Below are 16,368 nucleotides of genomic sequence, written 5' to 3'. Positions count from 1 at the left end.
CCCGGAACGGTTTTTTAGGATATCCCGCTCCTCAATGACCCGCGCCAAATCACGCTTGAGGCGGCGGATCTCATCAGCCTGAGCGTCGACCTCCTGGATCACCTTCGCGGGCCGCGAAAATTGCTTCTGCCACGTGTAGATCGACTTCGTGCTGACCCCAAGACGCTCGGCAACCTCTCGCACCGGATAGCCCCGATCTTCGACCTGGGCCACTGCATCGCGCTTGAACTCGTCTGTGAATTTACTTGCGGACATCTCGTCCTCCTTGCTTCCAAAATTACCAAGCAAGGCGTCTACAAATCTAGGGGCTATTCAATCAAAGCAGTGGCTGTTGACACCGGGCATCATGCAATTCGCTAAGCTGATCTTGCCCATCAGTGCACTTAACTGCGGATCGGCGTCCACGCTGTGATATGCGCGATCATCTCCTCGCGCAGGGCGACTGCGTGGATATCCGGAGCGAGCGCAACATCCTCCATTGCAAGCGCTTGCCCCTCCGCAATTGGCCGCAAGAGCCTGACCCCATGGGCAAGCCCAATGGGCAAGAGCCGCTCCTGCGCGCTGCGGGTGGCGGGCACGAGCCGCCCGTAGACAGTATACCCGCCTTCACCGTCCAGCGTCTCGCCCGCCGCAAGGTCGCGCTTGGCGACGGCTGCCACATCACCGCGCCATTCCCGCGTTGTCCCTGTGGCCTCGCCGCGCAGCGCTGCGCTCAGGATGGAGATCGACAGCTCCATCCCGATCAGGTGGAAGGGCTTGTACATGGCCGCATAGAGACCTGTCGCATCTGTCGGTAGGCCGTATTGCCGGAAGCAAGCGGCGGCGTATGCATTGGGCGCTTTCAGAACCACATAAACGCCCCAGCGCAGGTCACGAAAGACAGGCCGCCCGTCGCGTTCGATTGAGGACACCACTTCCACCATGCCGTCGCGTTCCAGACAGCCGCCGATCTCGCGCGGCCGGAGAATATGGGCAAGGTCGTCCACACCGCAGGACGGGAAGGAAAGACCGTCGCTTGGCACATCTAGGCCGCAGGCATTGGCAATCGCGGCCATCTCAAGCGCCGATTTCGTGCCGTCAAGGAAAGAGTTGAACATCTGCGGATTCATGCCCGCGGTCGCCGCCTGTTCGGGCGTAAGGCCATAGTGGCTCCAGACGTTATCGGGCGTAACCTGATGGTAGTGCGGCAGGTATTTCGTGCCCTTGCCCGCTGCCGCTACCGAGAAGCCTGCCGCGCGCGCCCAGTCCACCATCTCGGCCACGAGTGCCGGTTGGTCGCCATAGGCCATCGAGTAGACGACGCCCTTCTTCTGCGCTTTCCTGGCCAGCACCGGCCCGGCAAGGACATCCGCTTCTACATTGACCATCACGACATGGATGCCCGCTTCGATTGCGCCAAGCGCATGGGCGATCCCGGCCAAGGGGTGGCCGGTGGCCTCGACCATCACCTCCGCACCGTCAATCGCCATGGCGGCGCTTTCGGTGAAGCGGGTCGCGGCGATCAGTGCCTCATCCCACCCGACCTCGCGGCAGGCGGCGCGCGCTTTGTCCGGATCGAGGTCTGCAATCGCAGAGACTTCGAGACCCGCGATCGTCGGAACCTGTGACAGGAACATGGAGCCAAATTTTCCGGCTCCGATCAGCGCCACGCGAACAGGGCGGCCCGCCTCTGCGCGGGCCGCGGCGAGTGTGGAGAGGTTCATGCGCGCAGGCTCACTCAAACATATCCGGTTGATCCTCGACAAGCTGGTTCCAGATCGTCTGGAAGTGCAGCCAGCCGATATAGTCGCTGCCCACATGCTCGCGGCTGTAGCGGGCGCGATCTGCAGGGATGCGGATTGGTTCGACCCCAGAGGCGGCGATGGCAAGCTGCTGCTGGCAACACCGCTCCAGCGCGATAAACCAAAACGCCGCGCTCTCGATAGAGTGGCGCGAAGCGGTCAGCAGGCCATGGTTCTGGTGAAGCGCGGCCTTCACGCCCTTGAAGGCTTTTGCGACGTCACTTCCTGCGTGGTTCTCTACGGCCACCGCGCCGCCCTGTTCGCCGATGACGACGTGATCTTCGAAGAAGGCGCAGGCGTCCTGTGTGATCGGGTCGATGGGCCGGCCCGTGGCGCACCATGCCGTACCATAGACCGTGTGGGCGTGACACATCGCGATGATGTCGGGATGCTCTTCATGCACATTGGCGTGCAGGACGAAACCCGCGCGGTTCACGGCGTGCCTGCCTTCAATAACCGTGCCTTCGTGATCGACAAGGATCAGGTTCGACATCTTCACCTTGTCAAAATGCACGCACATCGGGTTTGTCCAGTAAAGCTCTGGCCGCTCCGGATCGCGCACCGTCAGATGCCCTGCGAAACCATAATCGAATCCCTGCAGAGCGAAGGCGCGGCAGGCGGCCACAAGCCGCTCCTTGCGGTGGCGACGTTCCTCCTCGACAGAGGCGAATTCGGGGATTTCCGGAAAGATAAGCCCGTCCTGCTCGGGCTGATAGATCGAGACGCGGTTTCCAAGGTCGAGCATGGCGAGATCCTCCCTTCGCACCATTCGGGCGAAACAGCCCTATGACGCGCAGTATTGCGAATTCGGCAGGAACCGCGCAATGATCCGAATGCAATAACTGTTATTCCAAATTGAGAGGCGCGCTGTGAAGGATGATCGGCTTTTAGAGATGCGGGTCTTTCGCGCCGTGGTCGAGACTGGTGGTTTCTCTTCTGCCGCACATGCGCTTGGCGCAAGCCAGCCTTTCGTCAGCCAGACAATCCGTCGGCTAGAGGCACGGCTTGGCACGAGGCTTTTGCACCGCACCACAAGGGGCCAGCGTCTGACCCGCGAGGGGCAGCAATTCTTGGAGGCGGCGCGAAAGGTCATCGGCGCGGTGGAAGAGGCCGAAGAACTCTGGCAGCGGCAAGAAGCACAAATCGAGGGGCAGCTTCGCGTCTCCGCTCCCATTGCGTTCGGCCTCGACCGCATAACGCCGCTTATGCCAGAATTTCTTGGCCGGCATCCCAACCTGTCGCTTGATCTGCGCCTGACCGACGATCACGAGAACCTTATTGCAGATGGAATCGACGTTGCGGTACGCATGGGGCGGCTTACGGATTCTGGGCTTATGCACCGAAAGCTCTGCAGGCTGCGCCGGATGATTGTCGCGGCGCCCGAACTCGTCAACCGCCACGGTATGCCCCGGACGATCGAAGACCTCGCCCTTATGCCCTTCGTCGCTTGGGATGGCAGCCGCGAGCATCTGAACCGCTGGAGCTTCGTTCAAGACGGCGAGAGCGTGACCTTTCATGCCAAAAGCCGGTTTCGGAGTAACCAGGGGATGACGCTTTTCGCGATGTGTCTTGCAGGCGTTGGTGTGATGCGGGTCGCTGAGCATCTCGCGCGACCGGCAATCCGCGCGGGTCGGTTGATCCAACTTCTCGAACATGCACAACCGACCGACGATACAGCGATAAATGCTGTCTTTCTGCCCGAGCGAGACATTGTTCCTCGCATCCGCACGATTGTGGATTTCCTCGCGGCTGCTTTCCGGTCGCCAGACTGGGAGAACTAAAACTCCCGGTTGATCCTGCGGGTGACCAGGCATTGGCGTCGCGCCGCAGGATGCAAACGGCGCTTACTTTTTACTGTACCGGATCTACGTTGAGCCTCGTTTTGAATACTCACGGCAACCCTGATCGCCACTGCCAATGGTCTGCCACAAACCCGAATCGACGACCTGCTGCTTTAGAACTTCAAACCGTCAAGCTGAAAACCCGGTGACCCGCAGTGAACGCTCTGATGTCTTTTTTTCAAGGATTATTTCAGCCCGGAGGTGCTGGCAGTCGATAGGTCCAGGCACATTCGATCAGCTTGTGTCGCACGCGGGAGTTGCCTGCCCGGGTAATCCTGCCACGCTTGGTCGTTTTCCCGGTCGAGTTTTCGCTTGGCACGAGCCCCAAATAAGCCATCAATTTCACCGGGGCCTCGAAACGGCGCACATCCCCGATCTCTGCCAGAAAGGTGACTGCACTTATGAGCGCCACACCGCGCAGGGCCTGAAGCGCATTCAGAGCGGGGGCGAGACCCCATTCCGGCATCTGAGCTTCGATATGTCCATTCAGCCGGTCATGGCTTTCCCTGGCATTTCGTTCAGCCTGCAGCATCTCATGAAGCGCGATCTGAAGTGCCGGATGGTGGAAGCTCTGGCTTTTTCACCATCGACGATATCGCATCGTCCATGGCTTGGTCCGATGATAGACTCGCCCGTGGCGCAACATAAAAGCCGAAACGAACTGGCGTTTGTGCCGCTGGTCCTCTGCCGCGCTTTCTCAGGCACGAACCATATCGCGCATCGCCTCATGCGTTTCATCAGGAACCCAGATCGGCGTCAATTCCCCAGCACGCAATTGCCCAGTTTCGTCGAGGGTGATGTAAGGAATCAAGTGTTGAACTTGAAAGAGCACGTCTGCCTGCCGACGAAAAGGTGTCCAAGCTTGTCGGTGCGATCCCACATAAGTTGCAGTTGGACTTTCTCGCACTTGACCCGCCGGAAAAAAGGACGCAAAAATTAAAACGAGGGCGATTTAATTCGCTAAGCCGCGCTACACATTTTGCTACACAGAGCGAGACACATTTTTTCTATAAGTATATGTATTTAATAAGTAAAAACGATAGCGATTCGGAGGGATAAGGACTGTCTCTCCGCCAGTATTTTTTCATTCAATAAACTCATTTAATTTCAATAACTTAGTCGGCCTCCCCTTTTCACAGGGCCCGTTGCGGGACCCTCTAGCCGCAGAATTTTCTGATTCTCAGCATTAAACTTTTGTGCCGCCTCGACCGCAAACCTAAAGTGAGAGTCCCATAATATCGATGACATCCCAAGCCATGCACGTTGTTGGTGCCAAATCATCAAGGTAACAAAACTTGATGTTTCTGATCTGTTCAGGTTCTAGGTTAGGCACTTCTACCTTGAACTCCGCTTCACTCAAAGGCTCTATCCAAATCGGCGTTTCAGCTGAGTATTCCTGCCTCACGCCATCCGCATCATAAAGGGTGACGGAAATGCGAATCCAAGTAGTAACGTGGTCGGATATTTTGTTTTGAAGCGTCCCGCTCCAGCTTACTGTGCGTAGCTCCCCCCGTGGTCCAGCGCGACGGGTGGCATAGTCGCCGTGATAAAGGCGCTTCTGAAAGGTTCTGACACACATCGCCCTGACAGCTTCTTTCGAGAGTGCTGCGCTGTTTGAATATGACATACAAGTGTCGACACCCCTTACAGTGCCTTGGTTCATGGCTTCGTTTGCTATTTTCTTCACCGGATCAACACCAATCATCAAAGCTACCACGATACATACCAAGAAACCGATGAAGTAATTTTTCACCTTGCTCGTCTCCGACAAAGATTTGAGCCTTACACACTAGCAAACCCAAGAAAAACAGCCGCCGGTTGAATATCTTACCCCTAGTTTACTGATATCCTCAAAAACCCGGCCAGACAATATTTCATCACCAACACCGTTGTCCTTATCTCTGTAGGCCGACATTTTTGCAAAATTTCTGAAGACCTATATACGGGAAACCGCTGGACCTCTGGCCCCCCTTGGCACCTTTTGAAAATCATCCGACACCATCCCCCGACGCTCATCTGTGTTCTTGAGATTAGGATACTCATGGCAAGTGTGTGCCTCACAACTGTGCCCCGTTGGCCTGTCGCCTTTTTCGGCATGGGGCCGTGTCTGCGCCTGCAGCGGTGGCAACTCGGACATGCAAGAAAGTGATCCCACCGGATGGCAGGCCCTTCGGGTTAACGGGGCTGATGCGCTTCACCCAGTTTTGCCTTCAGCATGTTGCGGCCCCGGTTGACGCGGCTTTTGATGGTGCCGATGTCGCAATCCATCAGGCGCGAGGCGTCGATATAGCTTTCCCCCATGACCAAAACGATCACCACCGCCTCGCGGTAATGCAAGGGCAGTTCTTGCAGCGCTTGTGTCAGTTCGCAGCCCTGTATGTGCCATTCCTGCGTGCCGGGTGTGCTGATATTGGTGGATGCACATTCATCAGCCCCCGTACGCTCGCGGCGGCGCTTTTTTATGTTGGTATAGAAGCGGTTGCGCATGATCGTGCACAGCCAACCGCGCATATTTGTTCCTTCCCGATAGGTCGCGCTGTACTCGATTGCTCTGAGAAGGGTCTCTTGTACCAGATCTTCGGCTTCGTCGCGCCCTCCACAAAGCGCTCTGGCGAAGCTCCGCAAGGCGGCAATATGGTCCAATATATTGTCTGACACAGCTGGTCCCCAATGCTATGGCCGCGACGCTTTGCCGGGCAGTGTCGGGTTGGCTGAAAACTCAGATGCAACCCGTTGCTTTAACAGTAATGTTACAAAGCCGTTCCACCTTGGCTGACTGGAATGTTAAATTTCCTTTCACAGCCCGCCTGGGCCGGACTGTTTCACAATGGGTGTTCCAGATCAGTGAAAAGGCGGGGTGTTACCACATAGAATGCCATGACTGCGCGTGTTGCGGGATGTGATCCGGTCAAGAACTTTGCCGTATCGCCCGCACTCCAGCCCAGTGCACCGATCCCTGCCAAGATCGTGTGGTCCTGTAGCCCCATGGTGCTCTGCCTTTCTCGAAGGTGCATTGTTTGAGAAGTGTTTTCGTATCTGTTCTCCATTTCATGTTTGAGTCTTGCGGGGTAAAGCTGGGGTTCGATTAAACCTGCCCCAATGCGTGGCCGAGACTGGGGCGTTCGAACGCAATCTGCCCCAAATACAGGGTAAGCTAGCGGAATTCCGCCTGCCCTGCATCGTCACAATGGATGAGGAAAAACGCATAAGGGTTGTTTTTTATATTTTAAAACAACTTATGCGTGCAAAGTGGTGGAAAATCGAAGCACTCGCGCCTGAAAGTGAGTCGCGCTGCCCGCAGGCGCGACCTTCGCGCAATCGGTCCCGAACAGGGCAGCTCCAATCGGCGCGTGAAAATTCTTCCATCTATTCGGGAACAATCGGGAACCTTGGGTATTTATCACACCTCTAAGCCATCGCACCGGCTGGAGTTTCGGCCAACCGTAAGGAGTGCCGCCCATGAAAAAAGTCTTGGTGATCCTGCCTGATGACAATGCAGAGGCATTGCTCTCTCTGTCGCTTGTCCGGTTGGTTGAGCAGTCGCGCAGGGACTGCCGCGTTGTCGTTGTTGAGGGTGGGCCAGATGGCGAGCTGGGCACAGCGGCAGCGCTGGCAGAATGTCAGGTCATCCCGATTGTGTGCGGGTATGCCGAGCTGTCAACCTCGCTGACCAAGGGCCTAGCAATGGCCGATACTGTCATTATCGCCCATCTGGACCCGAACGACGCAGCCTCTGCCACGCGGCTTGCCGCCCAACTGCGGGCATTTGCCAGTCCCCCGCGCCGTGCCTGCTAGGCAGCTGTCATAATGCGAAACCTTTGGAAAAAGGGTGTTTTCATGCCAAATACCACTCATGTTCATGCAGGCCCCCCCGCCCCCGGTTTTGCGGCAGATATTGAAAGCGCCACAAATTTCGTAATGCACCTGACCGAGGCTTTGCATACGTCCCGCAGATTGCGCGCGGCGCTCGATGTGTTTTCCGCGCGCTCCGGGGCCAGTGTGGTCCATGTCTACCGGCTGTGCCTGAATAGCGGGCGGCGCCAGACGATCGCCACGCTGGACACCGATCGTGGCTGGTTGTCCCGCCCGCTGATCCGCGAGATCGGGCCTGCACTGGTGCCTGAAAACCTGCGATATGTGCAGGCGGGAACATTATGGACCTTGGCAGAGCTGCACCCGCCCCATTGCGACACGCTGGAGGCGTCGTGCAGATTGTGGATGGAAAATCGGGGGTTTCGGGATGCCGGGGTGATCGTGCTGGGTCATAGCGGTAACGCGGTGGATGTGCTGGAATTCTACAGCGCGGTTGAAATTGCTGGCCGCTTGCGCCGCGAATGCGAAACGCTGGCCGCGTTCGGGGCTGTGGCTTGGGGCCGCAGGCCCGCAGGGCGGGTAGCGCATTGGCTGCGCGCAACACCGCAAATCACGCCGCGCGCGGGGCAAGCGCCAGTCGAAGCCCCGCTTTCAGCGGCAAACCCATGGAAGCTGACCGCAGCAGAGATGCGCATCTGTGCGCTTGTGCGTGAGGGCTGCGACCCTGCCGATATTGTCACGCGCACGGGCAATTCAATTGCCACTGTCCGCACACATTTACGCAACATATATGCGAAAGGGCAAATCACCGGACAGGTTGCATTGGTCCGGATGTTGATGGCCGATACTGCGCCCGCCACAGGCGAGAGCAGCCGGCAAAGCGCACATGCCTTGTAACCTGCCGCCGTTGGGTTTTGGGTGCGCGCCCCGTGACCATATGCAGCGATCCGCCCCGGATATGAGTAGATTCCGAGGCTATGCGCAACCCGCTGCATACCTGAACATAGGGGCATTCCGCTGCGCAGGGGGGCAATGGGCGCGATGCCCCGTAGGGCAAAGATTGCGCCCCCGTGACCAAGCACTGCGCCGAAAGCTTGCGCGCTGATTAAATTCGTCTGTCATCCGGTCGGAGGGAAACCATGCCACACCACATTCCTTGCTTGCACACTCTGCCACTGCTTTACCAAGATGCGGCGTATCGAATGCTGGAGGTGTTTGGCCCGATGCCGCGCGAGGCGCTGATTGCCATGACCGATTACGGGATGGATGATGCCGAAATCAGCCGCTATTTCAACGTGGCCCCCGATACGATCGTGGCACTGCGTCAGCACCTTAATACGGTGCGTGCATAAGGCTTGGTTTACAGCAGCCCCACAGGCTTGCGGCAGGATTGCAGATGAAGCTGCGCCAAAGCCTTGGCGTGTTGCGCATATTCCGACTTGCCGCTGACCTGCGCGGCCACGATGGCCCCATCCATCAGCAAGGTGAAATAGGCAACGGTTCGTTCTGGCTCTTTATCCCCCAAAAGCTCTGCCTGCGCGGCGATCCATCCATTGAGATGCGATTTATGCGCTGTGATGATCTTGCGCAGCCGGCCATTGTGCATGTCAAACTCGCCTGCCGCATTTATGAACGGGCAGCCGAAAAAATGCGGATCGGCAAACCACAGTTGCAACACATCGAACAGGGCCAGAAGCTGCGCCTCTGCGGTGCCGTCCACGCGCGCAATCTCGGCAAAGAACCATGCCCGCCAAGACGCGCCTTCGCGTTCCAGAACGGCCTCGATCAGGCGGTCCTTATTGCCGAAATGCTTGTAAAGCGATGTTTTGGCCGTGCCTGCGCGGCGCGCGATGGCATCCACGCCGGTGGCCTGAAACCCGTGATGGCAAAATAACCAAGCGGCTGCGGCCAGCACCCTGTCAGCGGTGGTCTGGCTGTATTGTGCAGAACATAGCGTGCCAGCACCCCGAACCAGTGTTTCGGGCGCAACGCGCCCTGTATCCGGGGACTGGGTCATGGTCCATTCATCCGCTTGTGACACGTCCATGCCCGCCTTTTCCTGCGTATCTGCTTTGCAAACGATACCAGACAGGACGCGATCATCAATAGCAAGGCATGGGCGCAAATCCGGGGCCTTCGGCAGAATTGCGCGCTGTGATTCGCGCAGCGGGGTGTTTGTGGCGGTCAGTCTGCAGGGCAAGTGCGTGGTGTTCACCGCAAGGGCTGCTTGCGCGCCAAACCCAAGGCAGGTTGCCGCGAAAATGATCTGAATGCAGCATTATCAAGGGGATGGGTGGCTTGCGCCGGGGGAAATGGCGGTGTTTGCGTGCCTTGGGCTTGCTGGGGGCGATCCTTATTTTGCGCGCTTATCCCTGACAACGTGCCATGAGGCGTGGCAATTGCAGAACAATCTTCACCTTGGCGGATGTCTTGAAAGAGAACGTTTCGGTATCGTTTTTCTGCCCGATTCTGTGGCGCAGGGGCGGTTGAATCATTCTGTCACTGCCTGATATTTATACGAAGAGCCAAGAAAAATTGGTCTTTTGGTTGGAAAATAGGCGCATTGCTGTGCAGCGCGCCCGAACGTCGTTCAATCGTAGACAAAACAGATCGGTATCCTCAGTCTGGGGGTACACCCGTCTTCAACAAGGACAGAGGCCCTCATGACCGCGCATTGGACTTTCAAGACATCGCAGCCGCTGAACGCCGCTATCGCCTTGGCGCAGACCTATTTGCCAAACATGCCGCACGCCGCAGCACAAGGGGTGCCCACGGCCGTCCGGCGCGGGGCGCATGTGCAGGTGGACGGGGTGCAGCACCGCTATCCGGGCATGGCGCAAAACTGCTTGGAACACCTGAATTTTCAGGTCGAGTCCGGGCAGATTGTGGCGCTTGTCGGGCGGTCGGGCTGCGGGAAATCCACCTTGTTGCACCTGATCGCAGGATTGATGCAGCCCGGCGCTGGCGGGGTCTATATCGATGGCAACCGCGTGCGCAGCACATGCCCGCGCTGGGTGGTCATGTTTCAGGCACCCTCCCTGTTTCCATGGATGACCGTGTCGCAAAATGCGGCCCTTGGGCTGCGGTTTGCAGGGCGCAAAGCGGAAATCCAGCGCCGCATTCCTGCACTGTTAGAGATGGTCGGGCTGACAGCCTTTGCCGAGCGCAATGTGCAGGATTTGTCGGGCGGGCAGCAACAAAGGGTGGCACTGGCGCGCTCGCTTGCGACCCAGCCTGACCTTCTGTTGCTGGACGAGCCGTTTTCCGCGCTTGATGCGTTCACCCGTCGCGCCCTGCAACAAGATGTCCGCCGGATTGCCAAGGATTTGGGCCTGACGGTCGTGCTGGTGACGCATGACATTACCGAAGCCGCCATCATGGCGGATCGCGCCCTGATCATGGCCCCTGACCCGGGGCGCATCGTGACCGATACAATGCTTGACCCCGGCCCGGACCGCCACCGTGACAGCCCCGCATTCGAGGCAGAACGCGCACGCCTTGCGACCCTTTTTGAAGCCACCGCCTGATTGTTCTCACCCCGCCACGGAGTAGCTGACATGAACCAAGATGATTTGCGCCGCGCTGAATTGAAATGGGCGATGGAAGCCTATAGCGGCGATTATTCCCGCAGGGGTGCCCTGAATCTCTTTGCCAAGGGCGGCTTGTTCGCCGGTCTGTCGGGGCTTTTGTCAACCCTGCCGCAAATGTCCTATGCGCAGGAAGATGAAGTGGTGCGCATCGGCTATCTGCCGATCACCGATGCCACTGCGCTGCTGGTGGCCCATGCCAATGGATATTTCAAAGATGAAGGGCTGGATGCCGAAGACCCCACCCTTATTCGGGGCTGGGCGCCACTGATCGAGGGGTTTGTCGCCAATCGCTTCAACCTTGTGCATTTCCTGAACCCGATCCCGATCTGGATGCGTTACAACAACAACTTTCCTGTCAAGGTGCTGGCTTGGGCGCATACCAACGGCTCTGGCGTGGTGGTGGGCGAACATACCGATATCACCGATTTCCGCGGTCTTGGCGGCAAGCAGGTGGCGATTCCGTTCTGGTATTCGATGCATAACATCGTGCTGCAATACGCGCTGCGCCAATCGGGCATTACCCCTGTCATTCAGGACCAGTCCGCACCGCTGGCTGACAATGAATGCAACCTGATGGTCATGCAGCCGCCAGAAATGCCGCCTGCCTTGGCCGCCCGCTCGATCGATGCCTATATCGTGGCCGAGCCGTTCAATGCCTTGGGCGAGGTGATGGCAGGCGCACGCATGCTGCGCTTTACCGGCGATATCTGGAAAAACCACCCCTGCTGCGTGGTTGCCACCCATGAAGAAGCGATCACCGCGCGCCCCGAATGGGTGCAGGCCGTCACCAATGCGGTTGTGCGCGGCGCGATCTATGCTTCCGAAAACAAGGCCGAGGTGGCGCATATGATCAGCCGTGACGGGCGGGGCTATCTGCCTGCGCCGTCCGAAGTGGTGGTGCGTGCCATGACGCATTACGACACCGCCGATTATGCCGAAAGCGGCGCGCAGACCCATTCCGATTGGGGCAATGGGCGGATTGATTTCCAGCCTTGGCCCTACCCCAGCGCGGATGCGCTGACAGTATCTTACCTGCGCGAAACCGTTGTGTCGGGCGATGGGGCCTTTCTTGCCGATCTGGACCCGGCCTTTGTGTCCGAAGATCTGGTTGATCGTCGCTTCGTGCGCAACGCGGTCGAGCGGTTCCCCCAATGGCTGAATGATCCCTCCGTCAACCCCGGCGATCCGTTCAGCCGCGAAGAGGTGCTGTCGCTGTGACCGATGCAGCCTATACCCAATCCGGCACAGCGCGCGCGGATGCACAGGATGCGCGCATGGCGGCGCTGAAAGGCTGGGCGCGCAGCGTGGCCATCGGCACGCTTGGTCTGGGCATACTGGGCGCGCTGTGGGCGCTTGGGGGGTGGTATATTGCCCAAACCCCGGGCATGCGCGCCTTTTCGCAACTGGCCCCTGTCCCCACATTCGAGCGGCTTTGGGTCATGATCCAGCGCGGCGAGATTTGGTCCATGTCCGCACCAAGCCTGTACCGCGTGGGGTGGGGCTTGGGGGTTGCCATTGTGATTGGCGTGCCCATGGGCATTCTGATCGGGCGGCTGCCTTGGCTGCGTGACCTGTCAAATGCGCCGTTCCAGTTGTTGCGCATGATCTCGCCGCTGAGCTGGATGCCGATTGCCGTCATGGCCTTTGCTACATGGGACAGCGCGATCATTTTCCTGATCGTTGTCGCCGCTGTCTGGCCGATCATGTTTGCCACGGCCGCTGGCGTGCGCCGGATCGATCCGGCATGGCTGAAAGTCTCGCGCAATCTTGGGGCCAACCCGCTGCATCAACTGGTCTATGTGATCCTGCCTGCCATTGCGCAAGACATCCTGACCGGCATCCGGCTGGCACTGGGCATTGCTTGGGTGGTGCTGGTTCCGGCCGAGTATCTGGGCGTGTCCTCGGGGCTTGGCTTTGCGATCAATGATGCGCGCGACTCTCTCGATTATGCGCGGCTGGGGGCAACGGTGCTGGTCATCGGTGTCATTGGCTACGCGCTCGATTCCCTGTGTCTGCTGGCGATCAAACGCTTCAGCTGGCTGCGCAGCGATACCTGAACCTGAACCCAGATAGGAGGAAATACCATGGGTGAACCCGCAACCGTACTGACAGGCTGTCTGGCCCCGATCGACAGAACCGGATTGGAAGGGCTGATCGAGAAAGGCAAGGCCGATCCAAAGGCAATCAAGACCCTGAGCTGCAAGACCGTCGCCGAAGGCCGCTTCCGTCACGCCAACTATATCCGCGACCTGCCGCCCTATATCGTGGACGAGCCGCCCGGACTGTTGGGCGATGACACAGCCCCCAACCCGTCCGAGGCATCGCTGGCCGCGCTTGGCTCTTGTGTCTGTGTGGGCCTGCATGCCAATGCCGTCCATCGCGGGATCACAGTGCAGAAGCTGGAGATCGAGATGGAAGCCGACCTGAATATCACAGCCGTCTGGGGCACGGGTGACCAGTCCGAGAAGCCCGTGGGCTTTACCGATGTGCGGATGAAAGTGATCATGGAAGCCGATGCCCCGCAAGAGGTGATCGACGAGTTGATCGCCCATGTCGCCAAATGGTCGCCAGTCTTCAACACTTTCTCGCGCCCTGTGAACATGGAAATTGCCGCTGCATAAGCGCAATTTCTAGGGCCGCCGCGCCTGTCGCGGCGGCCTTGACCCCTGTTTTTCCTCTCGATGTCTGAGCGCGACAGGCTATGGCATCCACCCTTAAGGAGTTGCTCATGTCCCTGGACCTTGCCCCCGAACTACAAGTCTCTGCGTTGGCACTGCCTGACAGCGATTTTGTTCTTGCCGAAGCCGACCGCATAACCGCCAGTGACCTTGTGCCACTTGTCCGCGCGATCGATGCCGAGGGGCTTTACCCCGAAGCCGTGATGCGCAGCTATGGCGCGGCTGGCGCGTTTCAACGCCATTTGCCTGCGCCCGGTGGCGCGCTGGATCTCGACACCACCATTGCCGCCATGGCGCGCGCAGGGCGCGAATGCCTATCGACCGCGTTTTGCATGTGGTGCCAGTCGGCACTGGGCTGGTATATTTTCAATTCGGACAACACCGCCCTGCAAGACAGCCTTGGCGCGCAGGTGGCAACTGGCGCGGTGCTTGGCGGAACTGGGTTGTCCAACCCCATGAAAACCCTGTTCGGTATCGAGCAGATGAAGCTGAAAGCCACCCCGGTCGAGGGGGGGTACACGTTGCGCGGCACCTTGCCATGGGTCAGCAATATCAACGAGGATGCATGGTTTGCCGTGATCAGCGAAATCCCCGAAGGCCCCCGCGCGGGCGAGCGGGTGATGATGGTGCTGCATGGGCGGGGCGATGGGGTGAAACTTGTCTCGAACGACCATTTCGTGGCGCTGGAAGGCACGCGCACCTATGGCGTGCAATGCCGCGATGCCTTTGTCCCCGAGGCGCATGTCATTGCCGACCCGATCAACGCCTATGTGCCCAAAATCCGCGCAGGCTTTATCCTGCTGCAATCGGGCATGGCCTTTGGCATGATCGAGGGTTGCATCGCGCTGATGGAACAGGTGCGCGGCCCGTTGGGACATGTGAACCAGCATCTGCCCGACCAGCCCGAACATTTCCGCGAGAAACTTGACGCCTTGAAGGCCGAAGTCAGTGCCTTGTGCAAAACCCCCTATGACACATCGGACGCGTATTTCATCCGCGTGATCAAGGCGCGACTGGCCGCAGGCGATCTGTCGGTGGCCGCAGCGCATAACGCGATGCTGCACCAGGGCGCACGCGGATATGTCACGCACGGGGCCGCGCAACGGCGACTGCGCGAAAGCTATTTCGTGGCCATCGTCACACCGGCGACGAAGCAATTGCGCAAGATGCTGGCTGATTTGGGCGCAACCGCATGATGCATCGCCTGTCCTTTGGCGGACAGGCGATGAAAACACCGGCAATAACGGCTGCAACGCGCGGCCTGTAAACAGGAAGGCACGGCAGATGCGGCACAGCCATGCAGAACTGGTGATCATCGGCGCGGGTCAGGCTGCGGTGACATTGGCCGAAACCTTGCGCCGCGATGGCGACACGCGCAGCATTCTGATTATCGGGGAAGAGTCGTTTCCCCCCTATCAGCGCCCGCCATTGTCAAAAGCCTATCTCTCGGGCGGGATGCCACAAGAGCGTTTGTGGCTGAAGCCCGTGGACTGGTATGCCCGTTCTGATATCGGCCTGATGACCGGCGCGCGGGTCACGGCCATTGACCGGGGCGGGGCCTGTGTTGTGCTGCAAGATGGGCAAACCATCGGTTATGACACACTGGTTCTGGCAACGGGCAGCCGCCCGCGCCCCTTTCCCGCAGCGTTGGGGGGCGCATTGCGCGGTGTGCATCTGATCCGCGGGATAGAGGATATCGGGCATCTGGCCGGTGCATTGGACCGCGCGCGCCGCATTGCTGTCATTGGCGGGGGGTATATCGGGCTGGAAGCAGCCGCTGTGATGCGCAAGCGCGGTCTGGCGGTCACAGTGTTGGAAGCGGGGCCGCGCATATTGGCGCGTGTGGCTTGTGACAAAACCGCCGATATGGTCCGCGCGCTGCACCGCGCGCAAGGGGTAGAGCTGCATGAAGGGGTGGGCGTGTCGGCCTTGCTGGAAGGGGCAGACGGCGCTTTGGGCCATGTGCAGCTGGATGATGGCCGCGTCATCGCCGCCGATCTGGCAATCGTCGGGATCGGGGCTTTGGCCAATGACGCGCTTGCGCGCGCTTGCGGGCTGGCCTGCCGCGAAGAGGCAGGGGGCGGCGTGCTGGTGGACGGGCTGTGCCGCAGTTCAGACCCGCGCATCCATGCGATTGGCGATGTTGCGGCCTTCATGCTGCAAGGGCAGGTCGCGCGGCTGGAGAGTGTGCAAAATGCCTGCGATCAGGCGCGCGCGCTGGCGCAAACTCTGGCGGGGGTGGAAAACCCCTATATGCCTGTGCCTTGGTTCTGGTCAGACCAGTATGATATGAAACTTCAGATTGCCGGGCTGAATACAGGCGCGGACCAGACCATTTTCCGCGCGGGCAAACGGGCGGGCACCGGATCGGTCTGGTATTTCCGCAAAGGCCGGTTCATTGCCATCGACGCCCTGTCAGACCCGCGGGCCTATATGACAGGGAAAAGATGGCTGGAGCAGGGGGCCATGCTCTCTGCAGACCGTGTCGCAGACCCCGGCTGCGATCTGCTTGCACCGGCCATGACCGCTTGACAGGGCGCGCTGGTGTTTTGCACCCCGCGCAAGAGTGCAAATGGCGGAAAGTAGGGCTTGGGGGACATCCCCTGCGCGGAACAAAGGCGCGAAGCGCCGCCGCGCATCGCCGGGCCGCACCCACGGCACGGCG

At 59.2% G+C, this 16,368-nt stretch carries 16 protein-coding genes and 1 pseudogene; 10 read left to right on the top strand and 7 right to left on the bottom strand.

Features of this window, described 5'->3' with window-relative positions; all coding sequences use genetic code 11:
- From BG455_RS16475 to BG455_RS16465, 3 genes are all read right to left on the bottom strand, one after another.
- On the bottom strand, window positions 1-255 hold a 255-nt coding region (locus BG455_RS16475), incomplete at its 3' end, for a transposase (RefSeq protein WP_071471092.1).
- A gap of 128 nt (window positions 256-383) precedes the next feature.
- Window positions 384-1,703, bottom strand: a complete 1,320-nt coding sequence (locus tag BG455_RS16470; RefSeq protein ID WP_071471091.1) for an NAD(P)H-dependent oxidoreductase — start codon at window positions 1,701-1,703, stop codon at window positions 384-386.
- 10 nt (window positions 1,704-1,713) lie between these two features.
- Complete coding sequence (locus tag BG455_RS16465) at window positions 1,714-2,526, bottom strand: class II aldolase/adducin family protein (RefSeq protein ID WP_084386535.1); 813 nt, start codon at window positions 2,524-2,526, stop codon at window positions 1,714-1,716.
- 124 nt (window positions 2,527-2,650) lie between these two features.
- On the opposite strand from BG455_RS16465, the gene BG455_RS16460 reads away from it, so the two are divergent.
- A complete protein-coding gene (locus BG455_RS16460) occupies window positions 2,651-3,562 on the top strand; it encodes a LysR family transcriptional regulator (protein ID WP_071471089.1) in 912 nt (303 codons plus the stop codon).
- A 253-nt stretch (window positions 3,563-3,815) separates the two neighbouring features.
- On the opposite strand, the pseudogene BG455_RS16455 reads toward BG455_RS16460, so the two are convergent.
- The 3 genes and pseudogenes from BG455_RS16455 to BG455_RS16445 all read right to left on the bottom strand — a co-directional run.
- A pseudogene (locus BG455_RS16455) lies at window positions 3,816-4,397 on the bottom strand (transposase); the annotation flags it as partial.
- A gap of 441 nt (window positions 4,398-4,838) precedes the next feature.
- Complete coding sequence (locus tag BG455_RS16450; protein ID WP_071471120.1) at window positions 4,839-5,375, bottom strand: hypothetical protein; 537 nt, start codon at window positions 5,373-5,375, stop codon at window positions 4,839-4,841.
- Window positions 5,376-5,797: 422 nt separating this feature from the next.
- Entirely contained in the window at window positions 5,798-6,280 is a 483-nt protein-coding gene (locus tag BG455_RS16445) for a sigma-70 family RNA polymerase sigma factor (RefSeq protein ID WP_111361312.1), read from the bottom strand.
- A gap of 801 nt (window positions 6,281-7,081) precedes the next feature.
- Here BG455_RS16445 and BG455_RS16440 point away from each other — a divergent pair.
- The 3 genes from BG455_RS16440 to BG455_RS17205 all read left to right on the top strand — a co-directional run bounded on the left by BG455_RS16440 (window position 7,082) and on the right by BG455_RS17205 (window position 8,787).
- Window positions 7,082-7,417 (top strand): glycosyltransferase, encoded by a 336-nt coding sequence (locus BG455_RS16440; RefSeq protein ID WP_071471088.1) that lies wholly within the window; start codon window positions 7,082-7,084, stop codon window positions 7,415-7,417.
- A gap of 42 nt (window positions 7,418-7,459) precedes the next feature.
- Window positions 7,460-8,332, top strand: a complete 873-nt coding sequence (locus tag BG455_RS16435; protein WP_071471087.1) for a helix-turn-helix transcriptional regulator — start codon at window positions 7,460-7,462, stop codon at window positions 8,330-8,332.
- Window positions 8,333-8,574: 242 nt separating this feature from the next.
- On the top strand, window positions 8,575-8,787 hold the full coding sequence (locus BG455_RS17205; protein WP_143079948.1) for a hypothetical protein: 213 nt from the start codon (window positions 8,575-8,577) through the stop codon (window positions 8,785-8,787).
- Window positions 8,788-8,795: 8 nt separating this feature from the next.
- Here BG455_RS17205 and BG455_RS16430 read toward each other — a convergent pair whose 3' ends face one another.
- Window positions 8,796-9,482 (bottom strand): TetR/AcrR family transcriptional regulator, encoded by a 687-nt coding sequence (locus tag BG455_RS16430; RefSeq protein ID WP_143079947.1) that lies wholly within the window; start codon window positions 9,480-9,482, stop codon window positions 8,796-8,798.
- Between the two features lie 616 nt (window positions 9,483-10,098).
- Between BG455_RS16430 and BG455_RS16420 the strand changes: the two genes are divergently transcribed.
- From BG455_RS16420 to BG455_RS16395, 6 genes are all read left to right on the top strand, one after another.
- Complete coding sequence (locus BG455_RS16420; protein ID WP_071471084.1) at window positions 10,099-10,962, top strand: ABC transporter ATP-binding protein; 864 nt, start codon at window positions 10,099-10,101, stop codon at window positions 10,960-10,962.
- Between the two features lie 30 nt (window positions 10,963-10,992).
- On the top strand, window positions 10,993-12,243 hold the full coding sequence (locus BG455_RS16415; protein WP_084386533.1) for an ABC transporter substrate-binding protein: 1,251 nt from the start codon (window positions 10,993-10,995) through the stop codon (window positions 12,241-12,243).
- A complete protein-coding gene (locus BG455_RS16410) occupies window positions 12,240-13,082 on the top strand; it encodes an ABC transporter permease (RefSeq protein ID WP_245735572.1) in 843 nt (280 codons plus the stop codon). Before BG455_RS16415 ends, BG455_RS16410 begins: the two co-directional genes overlap by 4 nt.
- 27 nt (window positions 13,083-13,109) lie before the next feature.
- Window positions 13,110-13,646 carry an OsmC family protein gene (locus BG455_RS16405; RefSeq protein ID WP_071471083.1) on the top strand — a complete coding sequence of 179 codons (537 nt, stop codon included), beginning with the start codon at window positions 13,110-13,112 and terminating at the stop codon, window positions 13,644-13,646.
- Between the two features lie 107 nt (window positions 13,647-13,753).
- Window positions 13,754-14,899 (top strand): acyl-CoA dehydrogenase family protein, encoded by a 1,146-nt coding sequence (locus BG455_RS16400; RefSeq protein ID WP_111361310.1) that lies wholly within the window; start codon window positions 13,754-13,756, stop codon window positions 14,897-14,899.
- 88 nt (window positions 14,900-14,987) lie between these two features.
- The gene (locus tag BG455_RS16395) at window positions 14,988-16,235 is read left to right on the top strand and encodes an NAD(P)/FAD-dependent oxidoreductase (protein ID WP_071471082.1); all 1,248 of its coding nucleotides are present in this window, start codon (window positions 14,988-14,990) and stop codon (window positions 16,233-16,235) included.
- Window positions 16,236-16,368: the final 133 nt, after the last annotated feature.

The organism is Roseinatronobacter thiooxidans, from assembly GCF_001870675.1.
Classification (GTDB): domain Bacteria; phylum Pseudomonadota; class Alphaproteobacteria; order Rhodobacterales; family Rhodobacteraceae; genus Roseinatronobacter; species Roseinatronobacter thiooxidans.
This window is presented reverse-complemented; position numbering and strand designations above follow the sequence as displayed.

Bases quoted from the DNA above. Each gene is read 5' to 3' on its own strand.
- BG455_RS16435 (WP_071471087.1), top strand. From the start codon at position 7,460: ATGCCAAATACCACTCATGTTCATGCAGGCCCCCCCGCCCCCGGTTTT.
- BG455_RS16430 (WP_143079947.1), bottom strand. From the start codon at position 9,482: ATGGACGTGTCACAAGCGGATGAATGGACCATGACCCAGTCCCCGGAT.
- BG455_RS16405 (WP_071471083.1), top strand. From the start codon at position 13,110: ATGGGTGAACCCGCAACCGTACTGACAGGCTGTCTGGCCCCGATCGAC.
- BG455_RS16395 (WP_071471082.1), top strand. From the start codon at position 14,988: ATGCGGCACAGCCATGCAGAACTGGTGATCATCGGCGCGGGTCAGGCT.
- BG455_RS16440 (WP_071471088.1), top strand. From the start codon at position 7,082: ATGAAAAAAGTCTTGGTGATCCTGCCTGATGACAATGCAGAGGCATTG.
- BG455_RS16415 (WP_084386533.1), top strand. From the start codon at position 10,993: ATGAACCAAGATGATTTGCGCCGCGCTGAATTGAAATGGGCGATGGAA.
- BG455_RS16470 (WP_071471091.1), bottom strand. From the start codon at position 1,703: ATGAACCTCTCCACACTCGCCGCGGCCCGCGCAGAGGCGGGCCGCCCT.
- BG455_RS16400 (WP_111361310.1), top strand. From the start codon at position 13,754: ATGTCCCTGGACCTTGCCCCCGAACTACAAGTCTCTGCGTTGGCACTG.
- BG455_RS16465 (WP_084386535.1), bottom strand. From the start codon at position 2,526: ATGCTCGACCTTGGAAACCGCGTCTCGATCTATCAGCCCGAGCAGGAC.
- BG455_RS16420 (WP_071471084.1), top strand. From the start codon at position 10,099: ATGACCGCGCATTGGACTTTCAAGACATCGCAGCCGCTGAACGCCGCT.
- BG455_RS17205 (WP_143079948.1), top strand. From the start codon at position 8,575: ATGCCACACCACATTCCTTGCTTGCACACTCTGCCACTGCTTTACCAA.